The sequence below is a fragment of the Enterobacter sp. T2 genome, from assembly GCF_010692925.1.
In the GTDB taxonomy this organism is placed as follows: Bacteria; Pseudomonadota; Gammaproteobacteria; order Enterobacterales; family Enterobacteriaceae; genus Enterobacter; species Enterobacter kobei.
In genome coordinates this window covers 2,256,109-2,281,625 of record NZ_CP048736.1, presented here as the reverse complement: position 1 = coordinate 2,281,625, position 25,517 = coordinate 2,256,109, and the positions used below count along the sequence as shown (strand labels likewise).

Here is a 25,517-nt window from a genome sequence, read left to right as displayed (position 1 = left end):
TTTTGCCGGGCAGCCATAAACTGCCCGGCAATTCTCGTGCCCCATCGTTTCAGAGGTACGGACCATGTTCGAACTCGACGCGTTCCATCTGGCCAGAATTCAGTTCGCTTTTACCGTCTCGTTTCATATCCTTTTTCCTGCGATCACCATCGGCCTCGCCAGCTATCTGGTTGTGCTGGAGGGCATGTGGCTGCGCACCAAAAACGACGTCTGGCGATCGTTGTACCATTTCTGGCTGAAGATATTTGCCGTTAACTTCGGTATGGGGGTCGTTTCCGGATTGGTCATGGCGTACCAGTTTGGCACCAACTGGAGCGGATTCTCACAGTTCGCGGGCAGTATCACCGGTCCACTCCTCACCTATGAAGTCTTAACCGCTTTCTTCCTGGAAGCCGGTTTCCTGGGTGTAATGATGTTCGGCTGGAATAAGGTTGGCCCGGGCCTGCACTTCTTTTCCACCTGCATGGTCGCGCTCGGCACCTTAATGTCGACCTTCTGGATCCTCGCCTCCAACAGCTGGATGCATACGCCGCAGGGGTTCACCATCGAGAACGGACAGGTCATTCCGCAAGACTGGCTGGCAATCGTCTTTAACCCCTCCTTCCCTTATCGCCTGATTCATATGGCTATTGCCGCGTTTCTGAGCAGCGCGCTGTTTGTCGGCGCGTCGGGTGCCTGGCACCTGTTGCGCGGTAACGATACGCCCGCCATCCGAACCATGTTCTCGATGGCCATGTGGATGGCACTGCTGGTCGCTCCCATCCAGGCGGTGGTGGGCGATATGCACGGCCTGAACACGCTTGAGCATCAGCCCGCCAAAATCGCCGCGATTGAGGGACACTGGGAAAATCCGCCCGGCGAGGCCACCCCACTGCTGCTGTTTGGCCTGCCGGATATGGAGGAGGAACGCACCAAATACGGCCTCGAGATCCCCGCGCTCGGCAGCCTGATCCTGACGCATAGCCTGGATAAACAGGTTCCGGCCCTGAAAGATTTCCCGAAAAAAGATCGCCCAAACTCGACCATCGTTTTCTGGTCGTTCCGCATCATGGTCGGGATGGGGCTGCTGATGATTACCCTCGGTCTGCTCAGCCTCTGGCTACGCTACCGTCACCGGCTTTTCCACTCGCGCCCGTTCCACTGGTTTGCGCTCTGCATGGGGCCAGCGGGTCTGCTGGCGCTGCTCGCCGGCTGGGTGACCACCGAAGTGGGCCGTCAACCGTGGGTGGTCTACGGTTATCTGCGCACGATTGATGCGGTCTCCCTGCACAGTACTCTGCAAATGAGCATCAGCTTGCTGGCCTTCTTCGTTGTCTACTCGTCGGTGTTCGGTGTGGGGTATGTTTACCTCATCAGGTTGATTAAGAAAGGTCCGCAGCCCGTCGATACGCTGACGTCAAACACGTCGGGCACTCCCGCCCGTCCGCTGTCTGCCGCGGAGTCCGTTTCAGAACAGGAGAGAATCTGATGGGCGTTGATATCGCTGTTATCTGGTTTGCCATCATCGTCTTTGCCACGCTGATGTACATCATTATGGATGGCTTTGATTTGGGCATCGGTCTGCTGTTCAACTTCGTGGGCGATGCCAGGGAACGCGATGTGATGGTTAATAGCGTGGCCCCGGTGTGGGACGGTAACGAAACCTGGCTGGTGCTCGGCGGCGCGGGATTGTTCGGCGCGTTTCCGCTGGCCTACGCGGTGATTATTGATGCGTTGACCATCCCCCTCACCGCCATGCTCATCGGCCTCATCTTTCGCGGCGTCGCCTTTGAGTTCCGTTTTAAAGCGACGCCCTCACACCGCAAATTCTGGGACTACTCCTTCGCAGGCGGGTCCTTGCTCGCCACCTTCAGCCAGGGGATCGTCGTAGGGGCAGTGATCAATGGCTTTAACGTGGAAGGCCGGCGCTTTGTCGGCTCTGCGCTTGACTGGCTGACGCCCTTCAATCTTTTCTGTGGCATCGGGCTGGTCGTTGCCTATACGCTGCTGGGGACCACCTGGCTCATAATGAAAAGCGAAGGCGCACTGCAAAACCGCATGCGCGAGCTGACGCGCCACGTGCTGCTGGCACTGGTAGTGGTTATTGCGGTGGTCAGCGTCTGGACGCCGCTTGGCTGGCAGTACGTGGCCGACCGCTGGTTTACCTTGCCCAACTTCTTCTGGTTCCTGCCGGTTCCCCTGCTGGTAGGGCTGTTTACGGTGCTGATCTGGCGGTTGACCCGCAACCCGGCCAGCCACTCGCGTCCGTTCCTGCTCACGCTGGGGCTGATCTTCCTCGGTTTTAGCGGCCTGGGTATCAGCCTGTGGCCAAACATTATTCCGCCCCATATCACCCTGTGGGAAGCCGCGGCACCGCCCGCCAGCCAGCTATTTATGCTGGTCGGCACCCTGCTGATCATTCCGGTGATTCTGGTGTACACCGCCTGGAGCTACTACGTCTTCCGGGGCAAAGTGTCGGATACTGAAGGCTATCACTGAGGAACGCTATGACAGACTGGCATACACGGGCCATTATTTATCAAATTGATACCGCACTGTTTTATGATATGAACGGCGATGGTTGTGGAGACATCGCCGGAATTGCGGCCAAGCTGCGTTATATCCGCCGCATGGGCGCGACGGTTATCTGGATCACCCCATTTTACCTCACCCCCTTTCTGGACGAAGGCTACGACGTTAGCGACCATCTGCAGGTGGATCCGCGCTTCGGTAAACTGGCCGATATCATCGCCTTTATCGAACAGGCCCGGGAGCTGGGCATGCAGGTCATTATTGAGCTGCTGATCCAGCATACCTCAGACGCGCATCCGTGGTTCCAGCAGGCCCGCCGAAACCCGGCATCCCCCTATCGTGATTACTACCTCTGGTCGGACAACGACGATGACGACACGCCCCCAATGTTTCCCGGCGTGGAAAAGAGCGTCTGGAGCTGGGACGACGAGGCGGGACAGTACTACCGGCATATGTTTTATCGCCATGAGCCGGATCTGAACCTGACCTCGCCTGCGGTACTTAAAGAGATTGAGAACATCATTCTGTTCTGGCTTAAGCTGGGGGTGTCGGGCTTTCGCCTGGACGCTGCCACCCACCTCACCAGACAGGCAGGAAACGGTGACGAAAAAAAGGGGCTGTGGATCCTGGAGCATATGCGCCGTCTTATTGAGCAACGTAATCCAGACGCGATCCTGCTGGGTGAAGTCGACGTCGACGTCAAGACGTATAAAGACTACTTCGGCAATAACGATCGCCTGAATCTGGTGCTCAATTTCTGGCTCAATAAGTATTTCTACGTCAGCCTGGCGAGGAAAAGCGCCCGTCCGCTGCGTAATGCGGTGAAAAAGATGATCGTCCCGCCCGACTCATGCTGTTTTGCCAACTGGCTGCGCAATCATGACGAGCTGGATCTGGAGGGCATTAGTCAGAAAGATAAGCAGTTTGTCCTTGATACCTTCGCCCCTGACGAAGAGATGAACGTCTATCAGCGCGGGATCCGCCGCCGCCTGGCGCCGATGCTGAATGGCGATCACAAGCGACTGGCGTTCTGTCACGCCGTGCTCTTTTCCCTGCCGGGTGTCCCGGTGATGCGCTACGGGGATGAGATCGGCATGGGCGACGACCTGGAACTGGAAGAGCGTTACGCCGTTCGTACGCCCATGCAGTGGGCCGGATCGGCGGGGGGCGGTTTTTCCGCGGCCAACCCGGAAAAATTTATTGCCCCCATCATCGATCGCGGCCCGTATCGCTATCAGAAAATCAACGTCGCTGATTCGCTGCTTCACCGCAACTCGCTTCTGCATCGAATCATGGATATTGCCAATACCCGCTCAGAGTTCCCCGAAATTGCCGTTGCGCCCTTTCGTCTCATTACCCTCGATCACGACGCGGTACTGGGGCTGTATTACGAGACCGATGAACGCAGCATCCTGACCTTCGTCAACTTCAGCGACCAGCCGGTGAAGTTCGCCGCAAAAGGGATCCGCAATGCCACCTGGACCGCCTGTCTCGCGGACAAACGCTACGACGACGCGCTGGTGTGCGGCAAAACCGTCGAGCTCACTCTTGGCGGCTACGGTTACCGCTGGTTCTGGACCCACCGTAGCGCGCTGCGCTGATTATCTTCTCCCTCGAATTATCAGGCGGGTCAGCATAATCCCCGCCACCGCGAGGGCGCCCAGTGCCACCTTGCCAGGCATACCGGAGGTGACGGACGGGGCTCGGTTCTTCGCCTCGTCTGTAAAACGGCCATGGATTTTGTGCAGATCATTAACCGGCTGGTCAAGATAGTCCCGGCGATCCGGTGCGTTCAGATCGTCGGTCATCTGACCTTCCCAGGCTTTTTTAACCATCAGCCGGTCAAGTAAACCCGGGAAAAGAAATTGCCCGACGATCGACTGAATCGTGCTGCTTCCCACCCACAGTTCCCGTACCGGTTTTTGTGCAATCTTAAAGATGGCGCGGGCGGCGACTTCGGGCTCAAAAACCGGTGGCACCGGGCGCATCGCCCAGGCGAACTTATTCCTCGCCCATTCGAACTGCGGCGTGTTAAGCCCCGGCATCTGAACCATCGAAAGCTGAACCCGGCTGTTTTCATGCATCAGTTCGGTACGCACCGCATCGGTGAAGCCGCGGATCGCCGCTTTGGCGCCACAGTAAGCGGACTGCAAAGGAATGGAACGGTAGGCCAGCGCGGATCCCACCTGGATAATCACGCCTCTGTCGCGGGGCACCATCAGCTCCAGCGCGGCGCGAGTGCCGTTGACAAAGCCGAGGTAGGTCACGTCAGTCACACGACGAAACTCATCCGGCGTAAGGGTGCGAAACGGTGCCAGCACGGCGCCCATGGCATTGTTAACCCACACGTCAATCGCCCCAAGGCGATACTCAATCTCGTTAGCCGCATCCACCACCGCCTGACTGTCGGCGACGTCCGCCTGCACCGCGTGGGCATTGACCCCAAAGCGCTTTAATTCCTCCTGAGTGGAGTGCAGGCTGGCTTCATCGCGGGCGATAAGTCCCACATCGTAGCCCGCCTTTGCAAAGTGCAGTGCCGTGGCTTTTCCCACGCCCGCCGTCCCGCCAGTAATCACTATGACAGCCATACAACCTCCACGTGAATTTACCCGATATTGTCGTCCGACAAGGTTGTTACCAGTTCAGCCAGCGCAAAATGCACCGCTTTTTCCACCACGTCCTGACAGTCACCGGAGAAAAGAACGGTGCGGGTTTTCGTCTCGCCGCAAATATTCCAGCCAAAGCAGACCGTCCCTGCCGCCGTCCCATCGTCGCCCCCTTCAGGGCCTGCGTATCCGCTGATGGCAATGCTGATATCCGCCTGGGCCATATCGCGGATACTGGCGGCCATCTCGCCCACCGTCGGTTCGCTGACGGCGGTATAGCGCGCCAGCGTTTCAGAACGCACGCCGAGGATCCGCGCTTTTGCTTCATCGCTGAACACCACCAGCCCGACATCATAAAAATCGGCGGTGTTCTCTTCTGCGCACAACGCGACCGAGAGCTTTCCCCCCGTACAGGATTCCGCCGTGGTTAAGCGCAGCCCGGCATCGGTTAATTTACTCGCCAGCTTTTTCGTTAATTCACTTACGGTATAATGATCGTCGTGAAAAAGATTGCTCATTTTGCCGCCTCTTATTTCTCAAAAGGAATGATTGAAATATGCCCATTACGTTCGAATATGGCATATTTGATTTCACTCATTTTTGTAATGCCATTATTCTGACGCGCTGACACCAGAATATCATCACAGGATACGTCGACTTTTTTGAGTTTATCCGCTAACGGCACGCCATTCTCTACCAGAATGACGGGATTACCATCCAGAATATTTTCCACCGGGGAAAAATATTTCTTCATCAACCCAAAGAGAATATCCACTACCACCAGCGTGGTAATCGTTATCATCGCCCCGGTGACAGAAAAGTCCTGCCCCAGAAGCGCCTGCTGCGTGGCTTCACTAATAATTAACAGTAGAATAAGGTCAAAGCTGGTCATCTGTAGCAGCGCGCGTCGCCCCGCCACTTTAAATACCACCACGAGAAACAGATAAATCGCCAGCGCACGAAAGACCATATCCATATCAGCCTCCTACGGGTAAATAAATTGCCAGACGGTGATCTCCGGCTCGTTGTTTGCGCGGATGACAGTATTCCACTTACCGGCCCGGGTCGGGGTCGTGAAGTACAACACGGAGAACCTGTCTGACTTCTGGAGCGTGTCATAGACGAAATAAAGGGTTTTCCCACGGCTATACATTCTGTCCGGCTGCGGCCAGACGCTGCCGGGTTCGTAAACGTCGCTGCGCTCGCTGGTGATGCTGAGCGTGAAGTGACCCGCCGTTTTCACCGGAAACGTAAATTGCATCCTTGACTCGGTCTCCCGACGGCCAAAGCGTTCATAGTGAATGGTCAGAGATTTAGCAGAATTGGTCCTGGACGTGTCGCTCACCATGCCGCTGGAAAACAGACCGGCCATCGCTGCGATGATAATACCTAAAAGCAGCGCAAAACCCACCTGGCGAAATGCATATTCAAACCTGAGCAAGCGATAACTCTCATCTATCCCGGGTAACTTTTCATTTTCACGCTTCATGGTTGTCGTCACCGTTTCGCTTATTTTATGAGTGTTTTGATTTCAAAAGAGATTGTTTTTAAGACTTATCACATTTGCCACATAAAGGAATAGCAACAATACTTAATAAGTCAAGACACCCAAAAATGAAGGATATCAGATGAAATTATCACTTATTTCCGCTTTTTTGATATTTTTGGTTCCATCAGCATGGGCAGATAATAACGGCGGGTTACAAAAAGGTGACGCGCCGCCCCCGCCTCACGCGCTGGATAGCGGATATCGTGGAACCGATGATGCGCGTATTATGACCATCGATCAGGCAAAACAAATGCATGACGGTGCGACAATTTCATTACGCGGTAATCTTATTGACGGTAGCGGCGATAAGTTTGTATTCCAGGATAAAACCGGAAAAATCGACGTTATTATTCCCCAGGCAGTCTTCGACGGCAGAACGGTAAAACCCGACCAGATGATCAGTATCAACGGTTCGCTTGATAAAAAATCATCTCCTGCCGTCGTCCGTGTTGATCGTTTGCAGAAATAATTCAGCGAAGCGTTAACGCTGCAACTATCCATCAAATCTCACCCCTTGGCTTAAGGAGTCAGCTATGAGTGATACTACACAACGTACGAACGCTTACCCGCAACCCCCGTTCCCGGAACAGCCGCAAACGCCGCCGGGACTGGCATCAGAGATGCAACCTGTACCCGATCATGGGGAAAAAAGCTACAAAGGGCATGGCCGCCTTACCGGCAAAAAAGCGCTGATCACCGGGGGTGACTCCGGGATAGGTCGCGCGGTGGCTATCGCCTATGCCCGTGAAGGGGCTGACGTTGCCATCAACTATTTGCCTGAAGAGGAAAAAGACGCCGCAGAGGTGATCGCGCTGATCAAAGCGGAAGGACGCAAAGCCATCGCGCTGCCGGGGGATATCCGGGATGAAACCTTCTGTCAGAATCTGGTCGAGGAAGCCGTCTCGAAGCTGGGTGGCCTGGATATTCTGATCAATAACGCGGGTCGTCAGCAGTACCGGGAGTCTCTGGAAGAGCTCACCACCGAAGACTTTGACGCGACGTTTAAAACCAACGTTTATGCCCCCTTCTGGATCACCAAGGCGGCGCTGCGCCATCTGAAGGCGTCGTCCGTTATCATTAACACCTCCTCGGTTCAGGCAGTGAAGCCCAGCCCCGTGCTGCTGGACTACGCCCAGACGAAAGCCTGTCTGGCCGTATTTACTAAATCCTTAGCCAAACAGCTGGGCCCAAAAGGCATTCGCGTCAACGCGGTGGCGCCTGGACCGTACTGGACGGTACTGCAGTCAAGCGGCGGTCAGCCAATGGAAAAAGTGAAGGAGTTTGGCGGCGATACGCCACTGGGGCGTCCGGGTCAGCCGGTAGAAATTGCTCCGCTGTACGTCACGCTGGCCTCGGATGCGTGTTCCTATACGTCCGGTCAGGTGTGGTGTTCTGACGGCGGGGATGGCGTCATTTAATGGGTTACTGATGTAACCCCTCGGCAATGAGCAATAAATGAACAAGGACGTTCGCCTGCAGCCCCTCCTGAAAAACATGTTGTAACTCAAACAGATCAAATGTTAAAAATATTTTGCTATCAGGTTATCAAAATTAAACAACTTAACTTGTCACCCGCATCGCTCTGTTTTTAACATCGCCTATGGAAAAAAATGGTCTGTTCAGTCAGCGCATACGCTTGCGCCATTTGCATACATTTGTGGCCGTCGCTCAACAGGGAACGCTGGGGCGAGCGGCTGAAACCCTTAATCTGAGCCAGCCTGCGCTCTCAAAAACCCTTAACGAGCTGGAACAGCTCACCGGCGCCCGTCTTTTCGATCGCGGTCGGTTGGGCGCACAGCTTACCCTTGTGGGCGAACAATTCCTGACGCACGCCGTTAAGGTGCTGGATGCGCTCAACACCGCAGGCCAGTCCCTGCACAGAAAAGAAGAGCACACCAGTGACGTGGTACGTGTGGGTGCCTTGCCTACCGCGGCGCTGGGCATTTTGCCGCCCGTGATTGGTCAATTCCACAAGCAGCAACGGCATACCACGATTCAGGTTGCCACCATGAATAACACCATGCTGCTCGCGGGGCTCAAATCGGGGGAACTGGATCTGGGTATCGGTCGTATGTCTGACCCTGAACTGATGGGCGGTCTCAATTACGAACTGCTGTTTCTGGAATCCCTGAAGCTGGTGGTGCGTCCCGACCATCCTTTACTGCAGGATACCGTGACGTTAAGCCGCGTCATGGAATGGCCCGTGGTGGTCTGCCCGAAAGGCACCGTCCCGCGCCAGGCCGCCGAAAACTTGCTGCAAATGCAGGGATGTACACTACCCTCAGGGTGTATCGAAACGCTGTCGGCCTCGCTGTCACGCCAGCTCACCCTCGATTATGACTACGTCTGGTTCGTTCCCTCCGGTGCGGTAAAAGATGATTTGCGTCAGGGAACCCTGACCGCTCTGCCGGTGACCGCCCCGGGTGCCGGTGAACCTATCGGCATTTTAACCCGCGTAGACACGCCGCTCTCAACGGGTGCGCAGACGCTGCTGAGCGCCATCCGTAAATCCATGCCGGTGTGAATTCTTCCCTTCACCCTAACCCTCTCCCCAACGGGGCGAGGGATCTGTCCTGTGCGCTAATCAAATAATGCGGAATGATTCATTAACAATTGCGTAAAACAATTTAACAGTTTTATCATAGCCACGAATTCACCAAATGGTTCGTAAATCTTTTGATAAAGATGAATTCACCCGTGTTAATCATTATTCCCGCCGATTTTATTACCCAACTGGTACACCCGGCATAGCGGCGGGATCTAAGGAGACAGAAATGGCATTTGGCAGCGCGCCACGTGGGATACCGCGTATCCTGCAGTGGCTTCTTGCCGGACTGATGTTGCTCATCGGTCTGGCCGTCGGCGGGCTGGGGTTTAAGCTCGCCACCGTGGGCGGAAGTTGTTACTTCCTGATAATGGGCGTGGTAATGGTGATTGCCGCGATCCTGATTTTCCTCAATCGCACCAGCGGGATTGTCCTTTACAGCATCGCGTTTATTGCCTCGCTGGTCTGGGCGGTAAGCGATGCGGGCTGGGATTTCTGGCCGCTCTTCTCCCGCCTGTTTACCTTCGCCGTACTGGCTTTCCTTTGTGCCATCGTCTGGCCTTACCTGCGTGGAGCAAACCACAATTCCCCCAACAAGGCGCCTGCTTTTAGCGTTGCGGCGGTCCTGGCCGTGGCGATGCTGGTCAGCCTTGGCTGGATGTTTAAGCCCCAGACTCTCGTGGCGGCGAATGAACCCGTTCCGGTTAAACCCGTCGCACCCGGTGAGCAGCAAAAGAACTGGGCGCACTGGGGCAACACCACACACGGTGACCGCTTCGCCGCACTGGATCAAATTAACAAGCAAAACGTCAGCGAACTGAAAGTCGCCTGGGTTGCCCATACCGGCGATATTCCACAGAGCAACGGCTCTGGCGCGGAAGACCAGAACACGCCTTTACAGATTGGCGATACGCTGTACGTTTGTACCCCGTACAGTAAAGTGCTGGCGCTGGACGTGGACTCCGGGAAAGAAAAATGGCGCTACGATTCTAAAGCCACCGCGCCTAACTGGCAGCGATGCCGCGGTCTGGGCTATTTTGAAGACCACCAGAACGTGACAACGTCACAGGAAACCGCGCAGCCTGCCGCATGCCCTCGCCGTCTGTTCCTGCCGACCACCGATGCCCGCCTGATTGCCATCAATGCGGATAACGGCAAGGTCTGCGAAGATTTTGGCGACCACGGCACCGTGGATCTGAGCATCGGTATGGGTGAGATCAAGCCGGGATATTATCAGCAGACCTCCACGCCGCTGGTCGCCGGGAACGTGGTCGTCGTCGGCGGTCGCGTCGCGGATAACTTCTCCACCGGCGAACCCCCGGGCGTGGTACGTGCGTATGACGTTCACACCGGTAAGCTGGCCTGGGCGTGGGATCCGGGTAATCCGAACCTGACCGGCCTGCCGCCGGAAGGACAGACCTACACCCGCGGTACGCCAAATGTCTGGTCGGCCATGTCTTACGACGCCAAACTGAACCTGATTTATCTGCCAACCGGCAACGCCACCCCGGATTTCTGGGCGGGTGAGCGTACCGCGCTGGACGATAAATACAGCTCTTCTATCGTCGCCGTTGATGCCACCACCGGCCAGGTGCGCTGGCATTTCCAGACCACCCACCACGATCTGTGGGACTTCGACCTGCCTTCCCAGCCGCTGCTGTATGACCTGCCTGACGGCAAAGGCGGCACCACGCCTGTACTGGTGCAGACCAGCAAGCAGGGCATGATCTTTATGCTCAACCGCGAAACCGGTAAGCCGGTCGCGAAGGTAGAAGAGCGTCCGGTACCGGCTGGTAACGTTGAAGGTGAACGCTACTCACCCACCCAGCCGTATTCCGTCGGCATGCCGATGATTGGCAACCAGACGCTGACTGAATCCGACATGTGGGGCGCGACGCCTGTCGACCTGCTGCTGTGCCGTATTCAGTTTAAAGAGATGCGTCATCAGGGTGTCTTCACCCCGCCGGGTCTTGACCGTTCCCTGCAGTTCCCTGGCTCGCTGGGCGGAATGAACTGGGGCAGCGTCTCGGTTGACCCGAACAACAGCCTGATGTTCGTCAACGATATGCACCTCGGACTGGCAAACTACATGGTGCCGCGCGCTAACGTGGCGAAAGACGCCAGCGGCATTGAGATGGGCATCGTCCCGATGGACGGCACGCCGTTCGGCGCAATGCGTGAACGTTTCCTGTCACCGCTCGGCATTCCGTGCCAGAAACCGCCGTTCGGCACCATGTCCGCGGTCGATCTGAAATCCGGCAAACTGGTGTGGCAGGTGCCTGTCGGTACGGTGGAAGACACCGGCCCTCTGGGCATTCGCATGCACATGCCTATCCCAATCGGGATGCCAACGCTGGGCGCGTCGCTCTCAACCCAGTCCGGCCTGCTGTTCTTCGCCGGTACTCAGGATTTCTACCTGCGTGCGTTTGATACCGCCACCGGGAAAGAGATCTGGAAAGACCGACTGCCGGTTGGCAGCCAGTCCGGCCCGATGACTTACGTCTCACCGAAAACCGGTAAACAGTACATCATCATTAACGCCGGGGGCGCTCGCCAGTCACCGGATCGCGGTGATTACGTTATCGCATACGCGTTACCTGATAAGAAATAAGCTGTAAAAAAGGGACCGAAGGGTCCCTTTTTTTGTAGGTCGATTTTGTAGGTCGGGTAAGCGAAGCGCCACCCGACACTGCTGGCGACTCAGAACGTCTCCCAGTTATCTCCGGAAACCGTCGCCGCCGGGCGCAACGGCGCGTTCTTCGCCACTGGCACAGACGTCACCGCGCGGCCAGGCTTCGCGCCGCTTAAACGAAACGCCCCCACAGCCTCGGTCAGACGTGCGCCCTGTTCTTCCAGGGATGCCGCGGCTGCGGATGCTTCTTCCACCAGCGAGGCGTTCTGCTGGGTCACTTTATCCATCTCCGAAATCGCCTGGCTGACCTGCACAATACCGCGGCTCTGCTCATCCGATGCGGCGGCAATTTCCAGCATGATGTCGGTCACGCGCTTAACCGCGTCGACGATTTCATTCATGGTGTTACCCGCAGCCACCACCTCACCCGACCCCTGATCGATAAGGGAAACCGACTCATTGATCAGGCTTTCGATCTCTTTTGCCGCGTTGGCGCTACGGCTTGCCAGCGTACGCACTTCACTGGCTACCACCGCAAATCCACGCCCCTGTTCACCCGCGCGCGCCGCTTCTACCGCCGCGTTCAGTGCCAGAATATTGGTCTGGAAAGCAATGCTGTTAATCACGGCGGTAATCTCAGAGATCTTCTTCGAACTGCTGGAGATGTTGCCCATCGTTTTGACCACGCCGGAGACCATCTGGCCGCCACGGCTGGCTTTTCCGGAGGCATCTTCCGCCAGCTTGCTGGCATGATGCGCGTTATCAGCGTTCTGTTTCACCGTGGCGGTTAACTGTTCCATGCTCGCGGCGGTCTGCTCAATGGCCGCGGCCTGCTGCTCGGTGCGCGAAGAGAGGTCAGTATTACCGGCAGAAATCTCGCTGGTTCCGCGATAGATCTCCTCCGCGCCCTGACGCACGGTGCCAACCGTTGTTTCGAGGGAGTGCTGCATGGTTTGCAGATCGCGCGTCAGACGGCCAATTTCGCTGCGTCCGGCCACATCGTCCGGCATCGTCAGGTCACCTTTTGCAATATTCTCGATACGTTTCGCAGCACGCTGTAGCGGATGAATGACCGTGCGGCGCAGCACAACGAAGGTCATCGCGGTCAATACCAGCGCCAGCACAAACGCGCCCACCATAAACATCAGCCCCAGCTGCGTGCGGCTGTGCGCCTGCGCCGTTAGCGCATTGGCACGGTCGGTGCGGATCTTAATCGCCTTCAGTAGCACGGCATTGTAAGCGTCATCCAGCGGGCGCGCGGTTTCATTTTCGTGGTTGATGATCGCTTCGAACATGCCGTTTTTGGCAAATTTGACCATCGGCTGCATGCCCGCGATATAGGCGTCGTAGCGCGCTTTCAGGTCAGCATCCAGCGCTTCGTCTTCAGCGGTACGCACGGAGCGATTCATATACGCGTTAAAGCTATCCTGGGACTGCTTGATACGCGTTTCCGCCTCGCTGATGTTCTGCTTCATCGCATCCATCTCTGCGATACGGCTTGCCGCGCCGGCGTGGATCAGATTAATACGCGCGGTGCGCAGATGGTTTGAGCTGTTCGACAGCCCCATACGCACCTGAATCTCAGATGTGACATCCTGCAGATCCTTATCGGCCTGCAGCAGGAAATATCCCGCCAGACCCGAGCTCAAGGCAAACAGCAAAATAATGCCACCGAGAATGGAGGAAAACAGCGGAACCAGCCTGATGTGATGCAAGAAGCCCAGCTTACGCTGCGCCTGCATCGAAGTAGTGTTGTCCATGACCGTCGACTCTCTTATAGGTAAGATGCGTAAAAACACGCCTGTTAGATAGTCATCGGCACGGCAGAGATTTAGATTACGGCTAAAAACGCCGCACTGGTCACACTTTAGAGAAGATTATTAAAGAAATGCCAGCGGCTAAAAACCGCTGGCAGAAGAGTTACTTGTCGCCGAAATGAATAACGGTACGGATAGATTTTCCGTCGTGCATCAGATCAAACGCTTCGTTGATCTGCTCCAGCGGCAAACGGTGAGTAATGAATGGATCGAGCTGAATCTTACCGACCATAGCATCTTCAACCATCCCCGGAAGCTGGGTACGGCCCTTCACGCCGCCAAACGCGGAGCCGCGCCACACGCGTCCGGTGACCAGCTGGAATGGACGGGTTTTAATCTCCTGACCCGCGCCTGCCACACCAATAATGATGCTCTCGCCCCAGCCTTTGTGGCAGCATTCCAGCGCGGAACGCATGACGTTAACGTTGCCGATACACTCAAAGCTGAAGTCCACGCCGCCGTCGGTCATCTCAACAATGACATCCTGAATCGGTTTTTCGTGATCTTTCGGGTTAACGAAATCGGTCGCGCCCATTTCACCCGCCAGTTTGAATTTCTCCGGGTTAGTGTCGACCGCAATAATACGCCCGGCCTTCGCCTGCACCGCGCCCTGAATCACCGCCAGACCAATGCCGCCGAGTCCGAACACCGCCACGGTATCGCCCTCTTTGACTTTTGCCGTGTTATGGACCGCGCCAATGCCGGTCGTCACGCCGCAGCCCAGCAGGCAGACTTTATCCAGCGGCGCCTGCGGGTTCACCTTCGCCAGAGAGATCTCCGCGCAAACGGTATACTCGCTGAAGGTGCTGGTGCCCATGTAGTGGTAAATCGGCTCGCCATTATAAGAGAAACGGGTCGTCCCGTCCGGCATCAGCCCTTTTCCCTGCGTGGCGCGGACGGCCTGGCAGAGGTTGGTCTTGCCGGATTTACAGAACTTACACTCGCCGCATTCCGCCGTGTACAGCGGGATAACGTGATCGCCAGGCTTCAGGCTGGTCACGCCCTCGCCCACCTCCACAACGACCCCGCCGCCTTCGTGTCCCAGTACCGCCGGGAAAACACCTTCCGGATCGTCGCCGGACAGCGTGAACGCATCGGTATGGCAAACGCCGGTATGGGTAATTTTGATCAGCACTTCGCCTTTTTTCGGTGGTGCGACGTCGATTTCAACGATTTTCAGCGGCTGGCCGGGGCCAAATGCAACAGCAGCGCGAGATTTCATAGGTCTTCCCTTTTTGTCAGGTGTGTGGGTTTATTTTAGATAAGAGCGCAGCAAATGGCCGACTTCTGCCATGCGCACGGCTCGCTGATCCGGCGTTGTCTCTCCCGTCACCAGCTCATCTTTGAGATGAATTTCTACCATTTCGCCCATCAGGCCATTGGCAGCACCGCGCACGGCGGCAATTTGCTGCAGGATAGCCAGACAGGGATCGCCCGACTCCAGTGCGCGTTCAAGGGCATCGACCTGGCCCCGAATGCGACGGACGCGAGTAAGAATACGTTTTTTATCTTCGGGTGAATGCGGCATACGCCCTCCTGATACTATAGGGGGGTATGGTATCAATGAAATCAACTTTCTGTAAACATTAAGTTTTATAGGGTTATTGCACATTTACTCGAAATTTTTAAACCCCACGTTGACCCCCCTCATACGTGCGTACGTCTTATTCACATAACTTCACTCTTTCCCACTCTCTTTTTAGAATGCCCCCTACTACACCCATTAATTCTTCCGAACCGTTTAATAATTCAGTATAAACCTCTGTAACATTTGCTAATCCCCCCGAAACGTCATCAATAACTAATTTATTAATCGACCTCTTTAAAAAATTAATCAATCGTTTAATTTCTTGAGTTTCTTTTTCTTGTGGATTCATACTTAGCAATATGAGAAACTTCATTTTATCCATAGCATTATGAGTTGACTGAGATTTCTCCAGACAACGTGAAAATTCGTCACTTGCCTCCTGATAACGAACTCTAAAATCCTCAGAGTATTTAGTTCCTTTATATATATCAGTTATTACCCGTAACTTACGCTCAGTAATCAGATAACTTGAACGGGCATCGTAATGACTGAATATTAATAAACAAAATTCGGCGATATTATCACGAAAATCATTAATCCATTTTTGTCTATTGGTTGAGATTACTTGAGCATTAATTGTTTTTTGGGCAAGCGTTTTTTGTATTTCACGTTCTTCTTTCAATGAGGCAAATTGCGAGGCACGCTCACCCATCATAAATAGCTGCTGCTTTGCCCTTTCAGACTTTAAGAAACGCTGTTGCTCGTCTCTTTCGTTTCTAACGTTTTTTGCGTTTACATGAAATGTTCTCCACGCAATCAAAGCTGGAATTATACCACCAAGGAACGTAGCACCAACCGTTAACCAGAGTTGATTGTAATCAGTAGGCGTATCGATAGTTATTTTAGGAAGAGACGAAACTTTTAAAAAAAATTGTTCAACATCGCCTACATTTAGAAGTTTGAACGGTACACCTTGCCAAGACATAGATAGTCCTTTAGTCCGTATGATGAAGAGGATTTAAGATAACATTTTAACGGCCATGGTGGAATTGTTAACCAAAGGAAATATTATATTTTTAATGTCTAATAGTTGTTCTGTCATTTGCTTTGTGTGACTAACATCTCAACGCAAGCAATATTCCCTCACACAACACATTCTCGCTTCTAATCAAGCGCTTTTGTGCCGTTTGTTATCATGGCCTTCGTTAAAGATAGCCATGACGAAACTTTTGCTTAATGGAAATTTTTCCCGTCACCGCTGAGAGTCATCATTTTGAACAGAGTATCTTTGATGAGAGGGCCATTCCTCCCGTGCAATGTTATGCTGCTGGAATTTCCCCCATAATCGCATTGTCATGAAAAAACTTCGTCAATAATGAATCTGATAAGCAAGATCGGTCAGGATCCTGCCCGACCGCGCAGGCAAAGTAGGTCATCAGGAGGATGTCATGAACGATGCAGCCAAATCGGCATACCGTGAGCGCTTATATAGGGTGTGCGACTATATTGCCCACCACCTGGATGAACCGCTCACGCTGGAAAAGCTCAGCGCGATAGCCAGCTCTTCACCTTATCATTTTCATCGTCAGTTTCTGGCGTTCAGTGGTCAGCCGCTGTATCGCTATATCCAGTGGCTACGCCTGCGCCGGGCCTCCTGGCGACTGGCCTTTAATCCGCAGGATAAGGTGATTGATATTGCGCTCGATGCCGGTTTCCAGAACCCCGAATCGTTCAGCCGCGCCTTCAAAACCGCGTTTGGAAAGAGCCCGCGTCAGTTCCGGCAGCAGCCGGACTGGCTAAGCTGGCACCAGCGCGTACCGAAAATGACCTTTCAGGAGCAAAAATCGATGGACGTTAAGATTGTTGATTTCCCCCAAACTCACGTGGCCATGCTGCAACACCGTGGCAGCCCGGATCGGGTTAATGACAGCGCGGCGACATTTATGGCCTGGCGTAAGGCCACGGGGCTATCGCCAGTACGCGAAAGCAGCACGTTTGGCATCGCCTGGGACGACCCGGCAACCACACCTGCCGATGCCTTTCGCTTCGATATCTGTGGCAGCGTTACGGAGGCAGTACCAGAAAATGCGTTCGGGGTTGCCAATGGTGAAATCAAAGGCGGACGATACGCTGTCGGGCGTCACACCGGCTCGCTGGATACGATCTCCAACACGGTATGGGCGATGTTCCGCGACTGGCTACCAGACAGCGGCGAAACGCTGCGCGATGCACCGGTATTTTTCCACTACATCAATTTTGTCCACGAGGTGCCGGAACATGCGCTGCAAACGGATATCTATCTGCCGTTAAATTAAGTCGGATGACTTCCCCCGCCATCAGCTGAACGTCTTACCGCCTGCGCCAGTTTATGCAGCTCCTCCTTAAGCCAGCGGGTCGCCCCCCGCTGGCCGCTGCGTTTATGCGAGTAAATTTTCACTTCAAACGCGCGGATTGAAAACGGTAAAGCAAATATCCTGAGATCCGCAGCCGCGACCAGCTTCTCAGCCGCAAACCGCGGGATTGCCATCAGCAGATCGCTTTGTGCAACGATAAACGGGGCGCTGAGCATCGACGGCGTTTTGATCGCTATGTGCCGGGTATAGCCCAACTGCTCAAGCCGCAGATCCAGAACCCCTTGTTTCTCATTCCAGGGCGTGACCACCAGATGTCGGGCCGCGAGATAATCCTCCAGCGTCAGCCGTGTCCGGCCGGCGTTACTGATGACCACATACTCATCTTCGAACCAGCCTATCTCCTCCAGTTCCGGATGACGAATATCCTCCGAGGTACTGAACCCGAGCGCCAGATCCACTTCCCCGGCTAATAGCTCCGTCAGCGCCGGGCTGTGGGGCAAATAACGCAATTCAAAACGCAAACCAGGGGCAGCATGCTGCAAGGTGTGCATCAGGGTCGGAAAAACGCAAAGCGCGGTAAAATCCGTAATCGCAATGTGTAAGCTCTCGGTACTGCTGGGGGCGTCAAACTCCGGCTGCGGGGTCAGCTCATGATTCAGGAATGACAGTGCGGAAGCGATGGAAGGTGCGAGCTGAGAAGCATACACGCTGGGGGACATACGATGCCCTTCCCGGAAAAAGAGCGGATCGTTCAGCGTCGCGCGCAGACGCGAAAGCGCATGGCTCAGTGCCGATGTGCTCATCGCCAGCTCATCGGCTGCCAGACGAACAGAACGATGGCGGTAAATCGCGTCGAAAACGGGCAACAGGTTTAAATCAAGACGTCGTAAAGCCGGATGCATAATATTCATCATTTGTTGATTTCATTGCACTTAATTCTTCGGACAATACTCCGTATGCTTAACGCCATCAATCGCGAAACAGACAAAAAGCAGGAATAACAATGAGCATTATCCTTCGTCAGGCCCGTCCCGAAGATGCCGCGGCCATTTACGCCATGATCTACGAGCTGGCAGTCTATGAAAAAGCGCCGGAAGAAGTGGTTACCACGCCAGAGGAGATCCGTGAAACGCTCTTTGGCGCGGGAAGTAACACCGAAGCGTTGATCGCTGAGTATGAAGGCGACATCATCGGCTATGCCGTGTTCTTCACCAGCTATTCAACCTGGCTCGGACGCAACGGTATCTATATGGAAGACCTGTACGTTTCCCCGGAGTATCGCGGTAAAGGCGCGGGAAGAGCGTTACTGAAACATATCGCGCAACTCGCGGTAAAGCGGCAGTGTGGTCGCCTGGAATGGAGCGTTCTGGACTGGAACCAGCCCGCCATTGATTTTTACCTGAGCATTGGCGCGCTGCCGCAGTCTGAATGGGTGCGCTATCGCCTTGATGGTGACGCGCTGCTGAGTTTTGCCGAATAACAGCGTCTCTCTGTGCGAGTCCTTTCGCACAGAGATATATCCGAAAACAGCCCTGCCAGGTGCCGAAATTAACCTTTCGTCTCTCATATCTGCAAAGAGCGGCTATCCTTTAATTATCAACACAAGGAGGCAAAGATGTCTGATTTCGGTACTGATAAAAACACCCAGTTTGCTGAAGATAAAGCAAAAAATAAGCTCGATGAAATTGCAGGTTCTGCACAGCAGCAGTTTGGTGAATTCGTCGATTCACCAAAGCACCAGGTAAAAGGCGCGGCTAAAAAATATGCCGCGCAGGCCAGCGATGCGGTTTCTGATGTAACAGAAGCGGTCAGAAATAACCCGCTAACCGGCCTTATCGCCGCCGGTGCCGTCGGTATTGTTCTCGGCCTGCTACTGGGTCGTAAATAATCAAGGCCCTTCGGGGCTTTATTTTTAGCTAAACTGTCTTACCATGCGATCTAATTCCTCCTCCTTCACAGCCCGTGAGAGATAATATCCCTGAAAGTTTTTCACGCCCAGTTCGACTAATTTTTCAAATTTCTCTTCACTGTCCACCCCCTCAGCAATGCAGTCCGTTCCGGTCATGTCGCTGTATATCTGAATCGCTTTAATCAGATTATAATCGTTGTCGTTCGCCACAAAATGCTCGACGATGTCGCGGTCCAGTTTCAACCCGTCAAAATGCACCTGCCTGACAGGAAACATGGTGTGATGGTTAGAGAAGCAGTCATCCAGAAACAGTCTGCACCCGGTATTACGCAGATGCCGCATGGTTTCAGGGATCTTCTTGTCTTTGGTCACATCGATATCTTCTGCAAATTCAAAGACAAGCTTTTCCGCCCACTGGGGTTTGAGCAACATGCCGATGGCTTTCCGGGCCATCTCCGGCAACGCTTTCCCGGAAGCGAGACGAGGCGGAATATTGACTGAAAAATAGAATTTCCCATTATATTTATTAATCCCGGACACGGCAGCGTGGATCACCAGGGCCGTTATTTTTAACCATATCTCGTGATTTGAAATGTCATTAAGAAAACAGGCTGGCTTGACTATTTTGCCGTTTTTATTCCAGCGGATCAGTATCTCAAAGCCCACCCCTTTTTTGTCGCGATCGGTAATGATCTGGTAGGCCGGGAAGATCTCCCTTTTCACCAGAGCATTAAATATATCTGCTTCTTTATCCGTGAATTCCGCTTTAAGACGATGGTTTTTGTGACTTCTTTCCGCTTTGAAGTTATGCGGATCGTTTAACCATCGTTTAATATAATGTAACTTCTGCACACCTTCCTTACGATGGGTATAAACCGTTTTATTTGAAAGCCCCAGCTTTTCGCACAGATCTTTTACGGTCATACCGCGGTAGAAATTTAATAAAACGTCAATTTCTCTTCTTGTTAGCCATTTCAGGTTTTCCTGCGGAGAATACCCCAGACAGTGATCGCGTAATAATCGCGAGTGGTCTTTAAACCCCTTATTATGGGTGTGGAAGCAGTTGATGACATCAGAAACGCTGGCGATCCGAATCAGTGATAATTGATGGCTGTTATGTAAAAGGCTACCCAGAGTGCGATATAACCAGCTGTCAGGTATATCACTATAAAGGGTCACGCATCGGATAACAGGCAATGCATTCAAAACGGATGCCAGTCGCGTCAGACTTTCCAGCAGAGTGACAATCCCTTTACCCGGAAACACAACAATGTGCGCATGTTGATTATTAAGGATATTTTCCCTATCCCGTTGGCAGACATCATCTCCCTCAAAGTGGATATGCGAAGCGTCTATGCCGTACTTTTTCAGGAGCAAAGCATACCCCTGGAAGGTAAAACCGCAGGTTGAGATGACAAACCGCCGATCGTCGCGAGCAACATTTCTGTGAGAAATTTTGTGGGTCATAACCTGCTCCTGGGCACAAAATCGCCATTCTTATTATGAATACGGAATATGTAATACAGCTGGTGTATAGAATAATTTTACAGTACGCCATCAGGTTAAGATACTGTTATCAACGTTCCGCACCGGAACATCTTTGCGTTAATCACTCTCTCTTCTGTCGACAAATGTAAATATATCTTTCTTTTCAAATAACGACGGCAAAACACTGTTTCTCAGGTATAATGAAAATTCCGAAAAAGAAGACTGGATACTTCATCTATCGGTTCATCAAACACGAGAAAAATGCTATGGATAATCACATCTCATCCAGGGCCTTGCTACATCGACGGGATGTTATAAAGAGCAACCCACGATTTGGTGAGGCAATATTAGAGCACTACACAATTAATGACACCATCTATAAAAAACAACCTTTGTTCTACAAGACAATGCTTCAGGAAGCGCGGTTCAACATTATTCTCGCCATGTGTTGTTTTATATTTGGCAATCAGGCCGAGTCAGTATCTGAGATTAAAGAGCTATGCTCCCGCTATAAAATAGCCAGCCCTAATAGTGTGATTGCGATCATTACTCTTCTCAGAACCACGGGGCGCATCAGAACCTGGCGCTGTACGGATGACCGTCGAAAAACACGAATAGCCCCGACCGAAAAAGGATTGAGTGAACTTAAACGCTATATGTCCGGTGCATTTTTGCCCGTCAGCATTCTTTATCCGACGTTTAATATTGATGTAAACCTGCTGGATAATGACACATTGAGAAATAATTTTTTCCGCCGCGCAGCGGAATATCTCTTCCGGGGATTAACCTTCAGGAAAGTGTTACCCGAGGTAGGATTATTTATTGATAAAGATGGCGGACGCATGATTATGCTTTATCTTTATCTGCAGGCCATAAAAAACAAATCTGCTCATGGTGCAGTGATTGATTATTCAGCCAGCACGCTCGCGAAAGAATTCTTTGTTTCGCGGATCCACGTCAACCGGATTATCAAAACAGCGCAAGAGGCAGGATATCTGAAAGATCGCGGTGACGGTCGCCTGTCGGTGTATCCGGCTTTTCTCGAACTGGTCGAAAACTATGCCGGACTCTATTTCGCGTATGTCACCCATTACATTAACGTGGTACCGAAAGAACGACGCCACCCCAACAACGTCACATTAACGGTATAATAAAAATGGCGTTCGGTTCCCCGAACGCCCTGCCCTTATCTCTCCCGCAGCGCTTCTTTCGCTTTGTTGAGCGGCTTCAACAGATAATCAAGAATGGTTTTACTGCCGGTTTTGATATCCACCGTCGCAATCATCCCCGGAAAGACCGGAAATTCCTTACCTTGCTTATTGGTCAGATGGTTACTGTCGGTGCGGATATAAACGCGGTAGTAGTAGACATCCCTTTTCACCTCATCCTGCAAAGTATCCGGTGAAATCATGGTCACTTCCCCTTCCAGCCCACCGTAAATGGAGTAGTCATAGGCCGTCACTTTTACCAGCGCTTTCTGGCCGGGATGGATAAATGCCACGTCGCGCGGGGAGATTTTTGCCTCAACCACCATCTGATCGTCCAGCGGCACCAGGCTCATCAGTTTGCCATTCGGCGGAATAACGCCTCCCACGGTCGTCACGTCAATATCCTTCACGATGCCACGCACCGGCGCATTGAAGGTCAGCCGGGTCAGGGAATCCTCACGCCCTTTCATCACCGAACGCTGAGCTTCAATTTCCGCGTTGGCTTTTGCCAGTTCTTCACGGGCGCGAACGTAATACTGGTTTTTCATCTCGGTGATTTTATTCTCAAGCTCATTTTTTTGACGCTCAAGACGTAACACCTCCACCTTGCTGGCCGCCCCCTGGGTCACCAGCGGACGGGTTAACGACAGTTCACGCTGCACCAGTTCAGCCCCCTGACGCAGGCCGGCCAGCCCTTTTTCCAGGCTTTCGCGACGGGACTGATAGAGCGCCGTCTCTTGTTTGACCAGCTCAACGTCGTCATCCAGTTCTTCGGGAAAAATCAGCGCCGTGTCGTTGACCTCGGCCTTCAGGCGCGCCGCCGTTGCCAGCGCGGCATTCAGACGGGACTCACTCTCCAGCACGCTGGACTCGGTTTTTGTCCGGTCTAACTGCGCAAGCTGCTGACCGCGTTCGACAATGTCGCCTTCGCGCACCATCAGGCTGTGAATAATGCCTCCTTCCAGGGACTGAATCACCTGCTCATGCGAAGACGGAATCACCTTGCCGCTGCCGGTGGTGACTTCATCAAGCTCGAACAGGCTCGCCCAGGCGAGAAATACCGCCAGCAGGGCGAACAGCGCCCATGCCACCAGCGACGACTTCGGCAGGCGTGGCTCTTTCAGACGGCTATTAAAACGGGTTAAATCATTCATGCCACACCCTCCTCAGCAACCGCCGCCGCTTTCATGGTCACGGTGCGCTGCGCGGCTTTTGGCGTCGCCATACCGTGCTGATGCAGGATCGCGTCGCGCGGGCCGTCCATCACCACCTTGCCGTTTTCCAGCACAATGATGCGGTCAACCAGGTCCAGAATTGGCAGGCGATGGGTGGCCACCACCAGCGTCCGGCGCTTACCCAGCCACTGGTGAAGATGCTGAATAAACTGCTTCTCGCTCACTTCATCCAGCCAGGCGGTAGGCTCATCCAGCAGCAAAATCGTCGGAGAAGTGATCAGCGCGCGCGCCAGCAGCAGCGCCTGACGCTGCCCGCCGGACAGCCCCGTGCCGCCTTCATTGATAAGGGTGTTCAGCCCCATTTTCTGCTTGCGCACAAACTCCAGCGCGCCGCTGTTCACCAGCGCCTGATGAATTTCTTCGTCAGTCGCCAGTGGGTTACCCATCAGTATATTGTCCCGCACTGAACCAAAAAACAGCCGCGCCTGCTGGCTGAGCAACTGCATGTCGCGACGCAGATCGGCCGGGTCCAGATGGTTAAGCGCGATATCGTCCAGCAGGATGCTGCCCTGCTGCGGCTCCTGCATGCCCGCCAGAAGTTGCAGCAGCGTGCTTTTGCCGGAGCCATTTCGGCCAAGCACCGCCACGCGCTCCCCGGCACGGATCTGTAGCTTGCTGATGTTAAGCACGCTGAGTTTCTCTTCTTCATCGTAGTAAAACCCGACGTCCTCCAGCACGTAGTCGCCGCGCAGATGGGCTTTATGCACCTTCTTCCCGTGCTGCGGATCGTCAATCGGTCGCTGCATCAGGTCGTCCAGCCCCTTACGGGCCACTTTTGCCGACTGCCAGCGGGAGAGCACGCCTGAGATCTGCGACAGCGGCGCGATGGTGCGCGACGCCAGAATCGAGGTTCCTACCAGCGCACCGGTGGTCATATCCCCGCTGATCACCAGATAACAGCCCACCAGCAGGACTACCGCATAGACGATAGACTGCACTTCCTGGGTCCAGGTCAGCAGCAGGCCCGTCAGCCAGCGCTGCTTCATGCCGACGCTGGCGGCGACATCGTTGGTGTTATTCCACTGGTTCTGAAAACGCTGCTCGGCGCGCATCAGCTTGATGTCCTCAATGCCCTGCACCGCCTCCACCAGCGTGGCGTTACGGATAGCAGATTCGCGCATCCCCTCGCTGGAGAGTTTGCCCAGCGGACGCTGCACCAGCAGGCCCGGAATCAGCAACAGCGGCACGGCGAGAAGCACCACCAGCACCAGCGGGCCGCCAATCATCCACAGAATAAAGACGAACAGCAGGAAGAACGGCAGATCGGAGATCGCCGCAATGGTAGTGGAGGTGATGAGTTCACGCACCGACTCCAGCTCGCGGATCTGCGCAATAAACGAACCGGTTGATTTGGAGCGTGCGCCATTTTTAATCCGCAGCGCGTGGGCAAACACACGCTCTGAAATGCGCAGGTCGGCGCGTTTCCCCACCACGTCAGATATATGCACGCGCAGCATGCGCATGACGAATTCGAAGACAATGGCAATCATGACGCCGCCAAACAGCACCCACAGCGTGGCTTCTGATTGCGACGGTACGACCCTGTCGTACACCTGCATGGAAAAGACCATGCCAGAGAGAGCCAGTACGTTAGCCACCAGCGCCACCAGCATAATGTCGCTGTAGCGTCGCCAGTCTTTCAGCGCCAGCTGCCAGAACCAGTTTTTCTCATACGGTTTAATGTAATCGTCCACGCGGGCATCCGGTGTGGACTCCAGCGGGCGCAGCACCAGCAGGGTTTTTAACCGTGTCCCGAGCGCTTCCAGCGTCAGCGTCGTCTCCAGGCCACCGTCTCCGCTAAACTGCAGGCTGACGTTGCCTTCGTTGTCCATGCGGGTAATCACTGCGATTTGTCCGCCGGTGAATTCCGCCAGCAGCGGTAAACGCCACGGATCGAGAGAGACCGCTTCCGCCGCCACTACACGCATCCCCAGCCCTAGCTGGCGCGCCATCTCCTCCAGCACCAGCTGGCGCGGAGACTGACTTTCATGGTTAATCGTGACCCGAACATGTTCCGCGGAAAAGTCCAGCCGATAGTGCTTCGCGATGATCAGCATGCCCTGCAGCCAGGGTTCGTACTGTGGATGTGTCTTCATAATCTCCGGGTTAACGCTATTCGTGTATAGAAATGCCAA

23 protein-coding genes are annotated in these 25,517 nt (G+C 54.0%); 11 read left to right on the top strand and 12 right to left on the bottom strand.

Annotation, left to right across the window (positions count from 1 at the left end; translation table 11 throughout):
* Window positions 1–64: 64 nt before the first annotated feature.
* Genes G0034_RS10960 through G0034_RS10950 form a run of 3 tightly spaced genes read left to right on the top strand, consistent with a single transcriptional unit; the run spans window position 65 to window position 4,112 of the window.
* Window positions 65–1,468, top strand: coding sequence for a cytochrome ubiquinol oxidase subunit I (locus G0034_RS10960; protein WP_023330385.1), 1,404 nt, complete (start codon window positions 65–67; stop codon window positions 1,466–1,468).
* Complete coding sequence (cydB, locus tag G0034_RS10955) at window positions 1,468–2,478, top strand: cytochrome d ubiquinol oxidase subunit II (protein WP_047028235.1); 1,011 nt, start codon at window positions 1,468–1,470, stop codon at window positions 2,476–2,478. Before G0034_RS10960 ends, cydB begins: the two co-directional genes overlap by 1 nt.
* 8 nt (window positions 2,479–2,486) lie before the next feature.
* Window positions 2,487–4,112 (top strand): alpha-amylase family protein, encoded by a 1,626-nt coding sequence (locus G0034_RS10950; protein ID WP_045134053.1) that lies wholly within the window; start codon window positions 2,487–2,489, stop codon window positions 4,110–4,112.
* Here the strand turns inward: G0034_RS10950 and G0034_RS10945 are convergent, their stop codons facing one another.
* The 4 genes from G0034_RS10945 to G0034_RS10930 are packed head-to-tail and all read right to left on the bottom strand — an operon-like array spanning window position 4,113 to window position 6,606.
* The gene (locus tag G0034_RS10945; RefSeq protein ID WP_179120857.1) at window positions 4,113–5,099 is read right to left on the bottom strand and encodes an SDR family oxidoreductase; all 987 of its coding nucleotides are present in this window, start codon (window positions 5,097–5,099) and stop codon (window positions 4,113–4,115) included.
* Between the two features lie 17 nt (window positions 5,100–5,116).
* Complete coding sequence (locus tag G0034_RS10940) at window positions 5,117–5,635, bottom strand: 2-oxo-tetronate isomerase (protein ID WP_014883786.1); 519 nt, start codon at window positions 5,633–5,635, stop codon at window positions 5,117–5,119.
* An 11-nt stretch (window positions 5,636–5,646) separates the two neighbouring features.
* Window positions 5,647–6,093: a DUF421 domain-containing protein gene (locus G0034_RS10935; RefSeq protein WP_014883785.1), complete on the bottom strand. Its 447-nt coding sequence runs from the start codon at window positions 6,091–6,093 to the stop codon at window positions 5,647–5,649.
* 9 nt (window positions 6,094–6,102) lie between these two features.
* A complete protein-coding gene (locus tag G0034_RS10930) occupies window positions 6,103–6,606 on the bottom strand; it encodes a hypothetical protein (protein ID WP_117581657.1) in 504 nt (167 codons plus the stop codon).
* A gap of 139 nt (window positions 6,607–6,745) precedes the next feature.
* On the opposite strand from G0034_RS10930, the gene G0034_RS10925 reads away from it, so the two are divergent.
* From G0034_RS10925 to G0034_RS10910, 4 genes are all read left to right on the top strand, one after another.
* Window positions 6,746–7,135 (top strand): YdeI family stress tolerance OB fold protein, encoded by a 390-nt coding sequence (locus G0034_RS10925; RefSeq protein ID WP_014883783.1) that lies wholly within the window; start codon window positions 6,746–6,748, stop codon window positions 7,133–7,135.
* Between the two features lie 64 nt (window positions 7,136–7,199).
* A complete protein-coding gene (locus tag G0034_RS10920) occupies window positions 7,200–8,084 on the top strand; it encodes an SDR family oxidoreductase (protein WP_014883782.1) in 885 nt (294 codons plus the stop codon).
* A 182-nt stretch (window positions 8,085–8,266) separates the two neighbouring features.
* A complete protein-coding gene (locus G0034_RS10915) occupies window positions 8,267–9,190 on the top strand; it encodes a LysR substrate-binding domain-containing protein (protein WP_014883781.1) in 924 nt (307 codons plus the stop codon).
* 250 nt (window positions 9,191–9,440) lie between these two features.
* Window positions 9,441–11,822: a glucose/quinate/shikimate family membrane-bound PQQ-dependent dehydrogenase gene (locus G0034_RS10910; protein WP_179120856.1), complete on the top strand. Its 2,382-nt coding sequence runs from the start codon at window positions 9,441–9,443 to the stop codon at window positions 11,820–11,822.
* A gap of 89 nt (window positions 11,823–11,911) precedes the next feature.
* On the opposite strand, the gene G0034_RS10905 is transcribed toward G0034_RS10910, so the two are convergent.
* The 4 genes from G0034_RS10905 to G0034_RS10890 all read right to left on the bottom strand — a co-directional run bounded on the left by G0034_RS10905 (window position 11,912) and on the right by G0034_RS10890 (window position 16,173).
* Window positions 11,912–13,603, bottom strand: coding sequence for a methyl-accepting chemotaxis protein (locus G0034_RS10905; RefSeq protein WP_045282085.1), 1,692 nt, complete (start codon window positions 13,601–13,603; stop codon window positions 11,912–11,914).
* A 160-nt stretch (window positions 13,604–13,763) separates the two neighbouring features.
* Window positions 13,764–14,882, bottom strand: coding sequence for an S-(hydroxymethyl)glutathione dehydrogenase/class III alcohol dehydrogenase (locus G0034_RS10900; RefSeq protein ID WP_023338313.1), 1,119 nt, complete (start codon window positions 14,880–14,882; stop codon window positions 13,764–13,766).
* A 30-nt stretch (window positions 14,883–14,912) separates the two neighbouring features.
* On the bottom strand, window positions 14,913–15,188 hold the full coding sequence (locus G0034_RS10895) for a metal/formaldehyde-sensitive transcriptional repressor (RefSeq protein WP_003857256.1): 276 nt from the start codon (window positions 15,186–15,188) through the stop codon (window positions 14,913–14,915).
* A 136-nt stretch (window positions 15,189–15,324) separates the two neighbouring features.
* Window positions 15,325–16,173, bottom strand: coding sequence for a hypothetical protein (locus tag G0034_RS10890; RefSeq protein ID WP_179120855.1), 849 nt, complete (start codon window positions 16,171–16,173; stop codon window positions 15,325–15,327).
* A 463-nt stretch (window positions 16,174–16,636) separates the two neighbouring features.
* Here G0034_RS10890 and G0034_RS10885 point away from each other — a divergent pair, with 463 nt between their 5' ends.
* The gene (locus G0034_RS10885; RefSeq protein ID WP_179120854.1) at window positions 16,637–17,503 is read left to right on the top strand and encodes an AraC family transcriptional regulator; all 867 of its coding nucleotides are present in this window, start codon (window positions 16,637–16,639) and stop codon (window positions 17,501–17,503) included.
* Here G0034_RS10885 and G0034_RS10880 read toward each other — a convergent pair.
* The gene (locus G0034_RS10880) at window positions 17,500–18,456 is read right to left on the bottom strand and encodes a LysR family transcriptional regulator (protein ID WP_087529306.1); all 957 of its coding nucleotides are present in this window, start codon (window positions 18,454–18,456) and stop codon (window positions 17,500–17,502) included. The genes G0034_RS10885 and G0034_RS10880 overlap by 4 nt on opposite strands.
* Before the next feature lie 89 nt (window positions 18,457–18,545).
* On the opposite strand from G0034_RS10880, the gene G0034_RS10875 reads away from it, so the two are divergent.
* Both G0034_RS10875 and G0034_RS10870 read left to right on the top strand, forming a co-directional pair.
* Window positions 18,546–19,022 (top strand): GNAT family N-acetyltransferase, encoded by a 477-nt coding sequence (locus tag G0034_RS10875; RefSeq protein WP_045134059.1) that lies wholly within the window; start codon window positions 18,546–18,548, stop codon window positions 19,020–19,022.
* A gap of 135 nt (window positions 19,023–19,157) precedes the next feature.
* On the top strand, window positions 19,158–19,430 hold the full coding sequence (locus G0034_RS10870; RefSeq protein ID WP_014883773.1) for an ElaB/YgaM/YqjD family protein: 273 nt from the start codon (window positions 19,158–19,160) through the stop codon (window positions 19,428–19,430).
* 24 nt (window positions 19,431–19,454) lie between these two features.
* Here the strand turns inward: G0034_RS10870 and G0034_RS10865 are convergent, their stop codons facing one another.
* The gene (locus tag G0034_RS10865; RefSeq protein ID WP_032636607.1) at window positions 19,455–20,918 is read right to left on the bottom strand and encodes an EAL domain-containing protein; all 1,464 of its coding nucleotides are present in this window, start codon (window positions 20,916–20,918) and stop codon (window positions 19,455–19,457) included.
* Between the two features lie 287 nt (window positions 20,919–21,205).
* On the opposite strand from G0034_RS10865, the gene G0034_RS10860 reads away from it, so the two are divergent.
* Window positions 21,206–22,090 carry a hypothetical protein gene (locus tag G0034_RS10860; RefSeq protein ID WP_032629235.1) on the top strand — a complete coding sequence of 295 codons (885 nt, stop codon included), beginning with the start codon at window positions 21,206–21,208 and terminating at the stop codon, window positions 22,088–22,090.
* 35 nt (window positions 22,091–22,125) lie between these two features.
* On the opposite strand, the gene G0034_RS10855 is transcribed toward G0034_RS10860, so the two are convergent.
* Together G0034_RS10855 and G0034_RS10850 are read right to left on the bottom strand one after the other, a co-directional pair.
* Window positions 22,126–23,301 carry an HlyD family type I secretion periplasmic adaptor subunit gene (locus G0034_RS10855; RefSeq protein WP_047027368.1) on the bottom strand — a complete coding sequence of 392 codons (1,176 nt, stop codon included), beginning with the start codon at window positions 23,299–23,301 and terminating at the stop codon, window positions 22,126–22,128.
* Window positions 23,298–25,478: a type I secretion system permease/ATPase gene (locus G0034_RS10850; RefSeq protein ID WP_014883769.1), complete on the bottom strand. Its 2,181-nt coding sequence runs from the start codon at window positions 25,476–25,478 to the stop codon at window positions 23,298–23,300. Before G0034_RS10850 ends, G0034_RS10855 begins: the two co-directional genes overlap by 4 nt.
* Window positions 25,479–25,517: the final 39 nt, after the last annotated feature.

Bases quoted from the DNA above. Each gene is read 5' to 3' on its own strand.
- G0034_RS10960 (WP_023330385.1), top strand. From the start codon at position 65: ATGTTCGAACTCGACGCGTTCCATCTGGCCAGAATTCAGTTCGCTTTT.
- G0034_RS10880 (WP_087529306.1), bottom strand. From the start codon at position 18,456: ATGATGAATATTATGCATCCGGCTTTACGACGTCTTGATTTAAACCTG.
- G0034_RS10935 (WP_014883785.1), bottom strand. From the start codon at position 6,093: ATGGATATGGTCTTTCGTGCGCTGGCGATTTATCTGTTTCTCGTGGTG.
- G0034_RS10885 (WP_179120854.1), top strand. From the start codon at position 16,637: ATGAACGATGCAGCCAAATCGGCATACCGTGAGCGCTTATATAGGGTG.
- G0034_RS10920 (WP_014883782.1), top strand. From the start codon at position 7,200: ATGAGTGATACTACACAACGTACGAACGCTTACCCGCAACCCCCGTTC.
- G0034_RS10870 (WP_014883773.1), top strand. From the start codon at position 19,158: ATGTCTGATTTCGGTACTGATAAAAACACCCAGTTTGCTGAAGATAAA.
- G0034_RS10855 (WP_047027368.1), bottom strand. From the start codon at position 23,301: ATGAATGATTTAACCCGTTTTAATAGCCGTCTGAAAGAGCCACGCCTG.
- G0034_RS10890 (WP_179120855.1), bottom strand. From the start codon at position 16,173: ATGTCTTGGCAAGGTGTACCGTTCAAACTTCTAAATGTAGGCGATGTT.
- G0034_RS10875 (WP_045134059.1), top strand. From the start codon at position 18,546: ATGAGCATTATCCTTCGTCAGGCCCGTCCCGAAGATGCCGCGGCCATT.
- G0034_RS10950 (WP_045134053.1), top strand. From the start codon at position 2,487: ATGACAGACTGGCATACACGGGCCATTATTTATCAAATTGATACCGCA.
- G0034_RS10940 (WP_014883786.1), bottom strand. From the start codon at position 5,635: ATGAGCAATCTTTTTCACGACGATCATTATACCGTAAGTGAATTAACG.
- G0034_RS10850 (WP_014883769.1), bottom strand. From the start codon at position 25,478: ATGAAGACACATCCACAGTACGAACCCTGGCTGCAGGGCATGCTGATC.
- G0034_RS10895 (WP_003857256.1), bottom strand. From the start codon at position 15,188: ATGCCGCATTCACCCGAAGATAAAAAACGTATTCTTACTCGCGTCCGT.
- G0034_RS10915 (WP_014883781.1), top strand. From the start codon at position 8,267: ATGGAAAAAAATGGTCTGTTCAGTCAGCGCATACGCTTGCGCCATTTG.
- G0034_RS10910 (WP_179120856.1), top strand. From the start codon at position 9,441: ATGGCATTTGGCAGCGCGCCACGTGGGATACCGCGTATCCTGCAGTGG.
- G0034_RS10925 (WP_014883783.1), top strand. From the start codon at position 6,746: ATGAAATTATCACTTATTTCCGCTTTTTTGATATTTTTGGTTCCATCA.
- G0034_RS10945 (WP_179120857.1), bottom strand. From the start codon at position 5,099: ATGGCTGTCATAGTGATTACTGGCGGGACGGCGGGCGTGGGAAAAGCC.
- G0034_RS10860 (WP_032629235.1), top strand. From the start codon at position 21,206: ATGGATAATCACATCTCATCCAGGGCCTTGCTACATCGACGGGATGTT.
- G0034_RS10930 (WP_117581657.1), bottom strand. From the start codon at position 6,606: ATGAAGCGTGAAAATGAAAAGTTACCCGGGATAGATGAGAGTTATCGC.
- cydB (WP_047028235.1), top strand. From the start codon at position 1,468: ATGGGCGTTGATATCGCTGTTATCTGGTTTGCCATCATCGTCTTTGCC.
- G0034_RS10900 (WP_023338313.1), bottom strand. From the start codon at position 14,882: ATGAAATCTCGCGCTGCTGTTGCATTTGGCCCCGGCCAGCCGCTGAAA.
- G0034_RS10905 (WP_045282085.1), bottom strand. From the start codon at position 13,603: ATGGACAACACTACTTCGATGCAGGCGCAGCGTAAGCTGGGCTTCTTG.
- G0034_RS10865 (WP_032636607.1), bottom strand. From the start codon at position 20,918: ATGACCCACAAAATTTCTCACAGAAATGTTGCTCGCGACGATCGGCGG.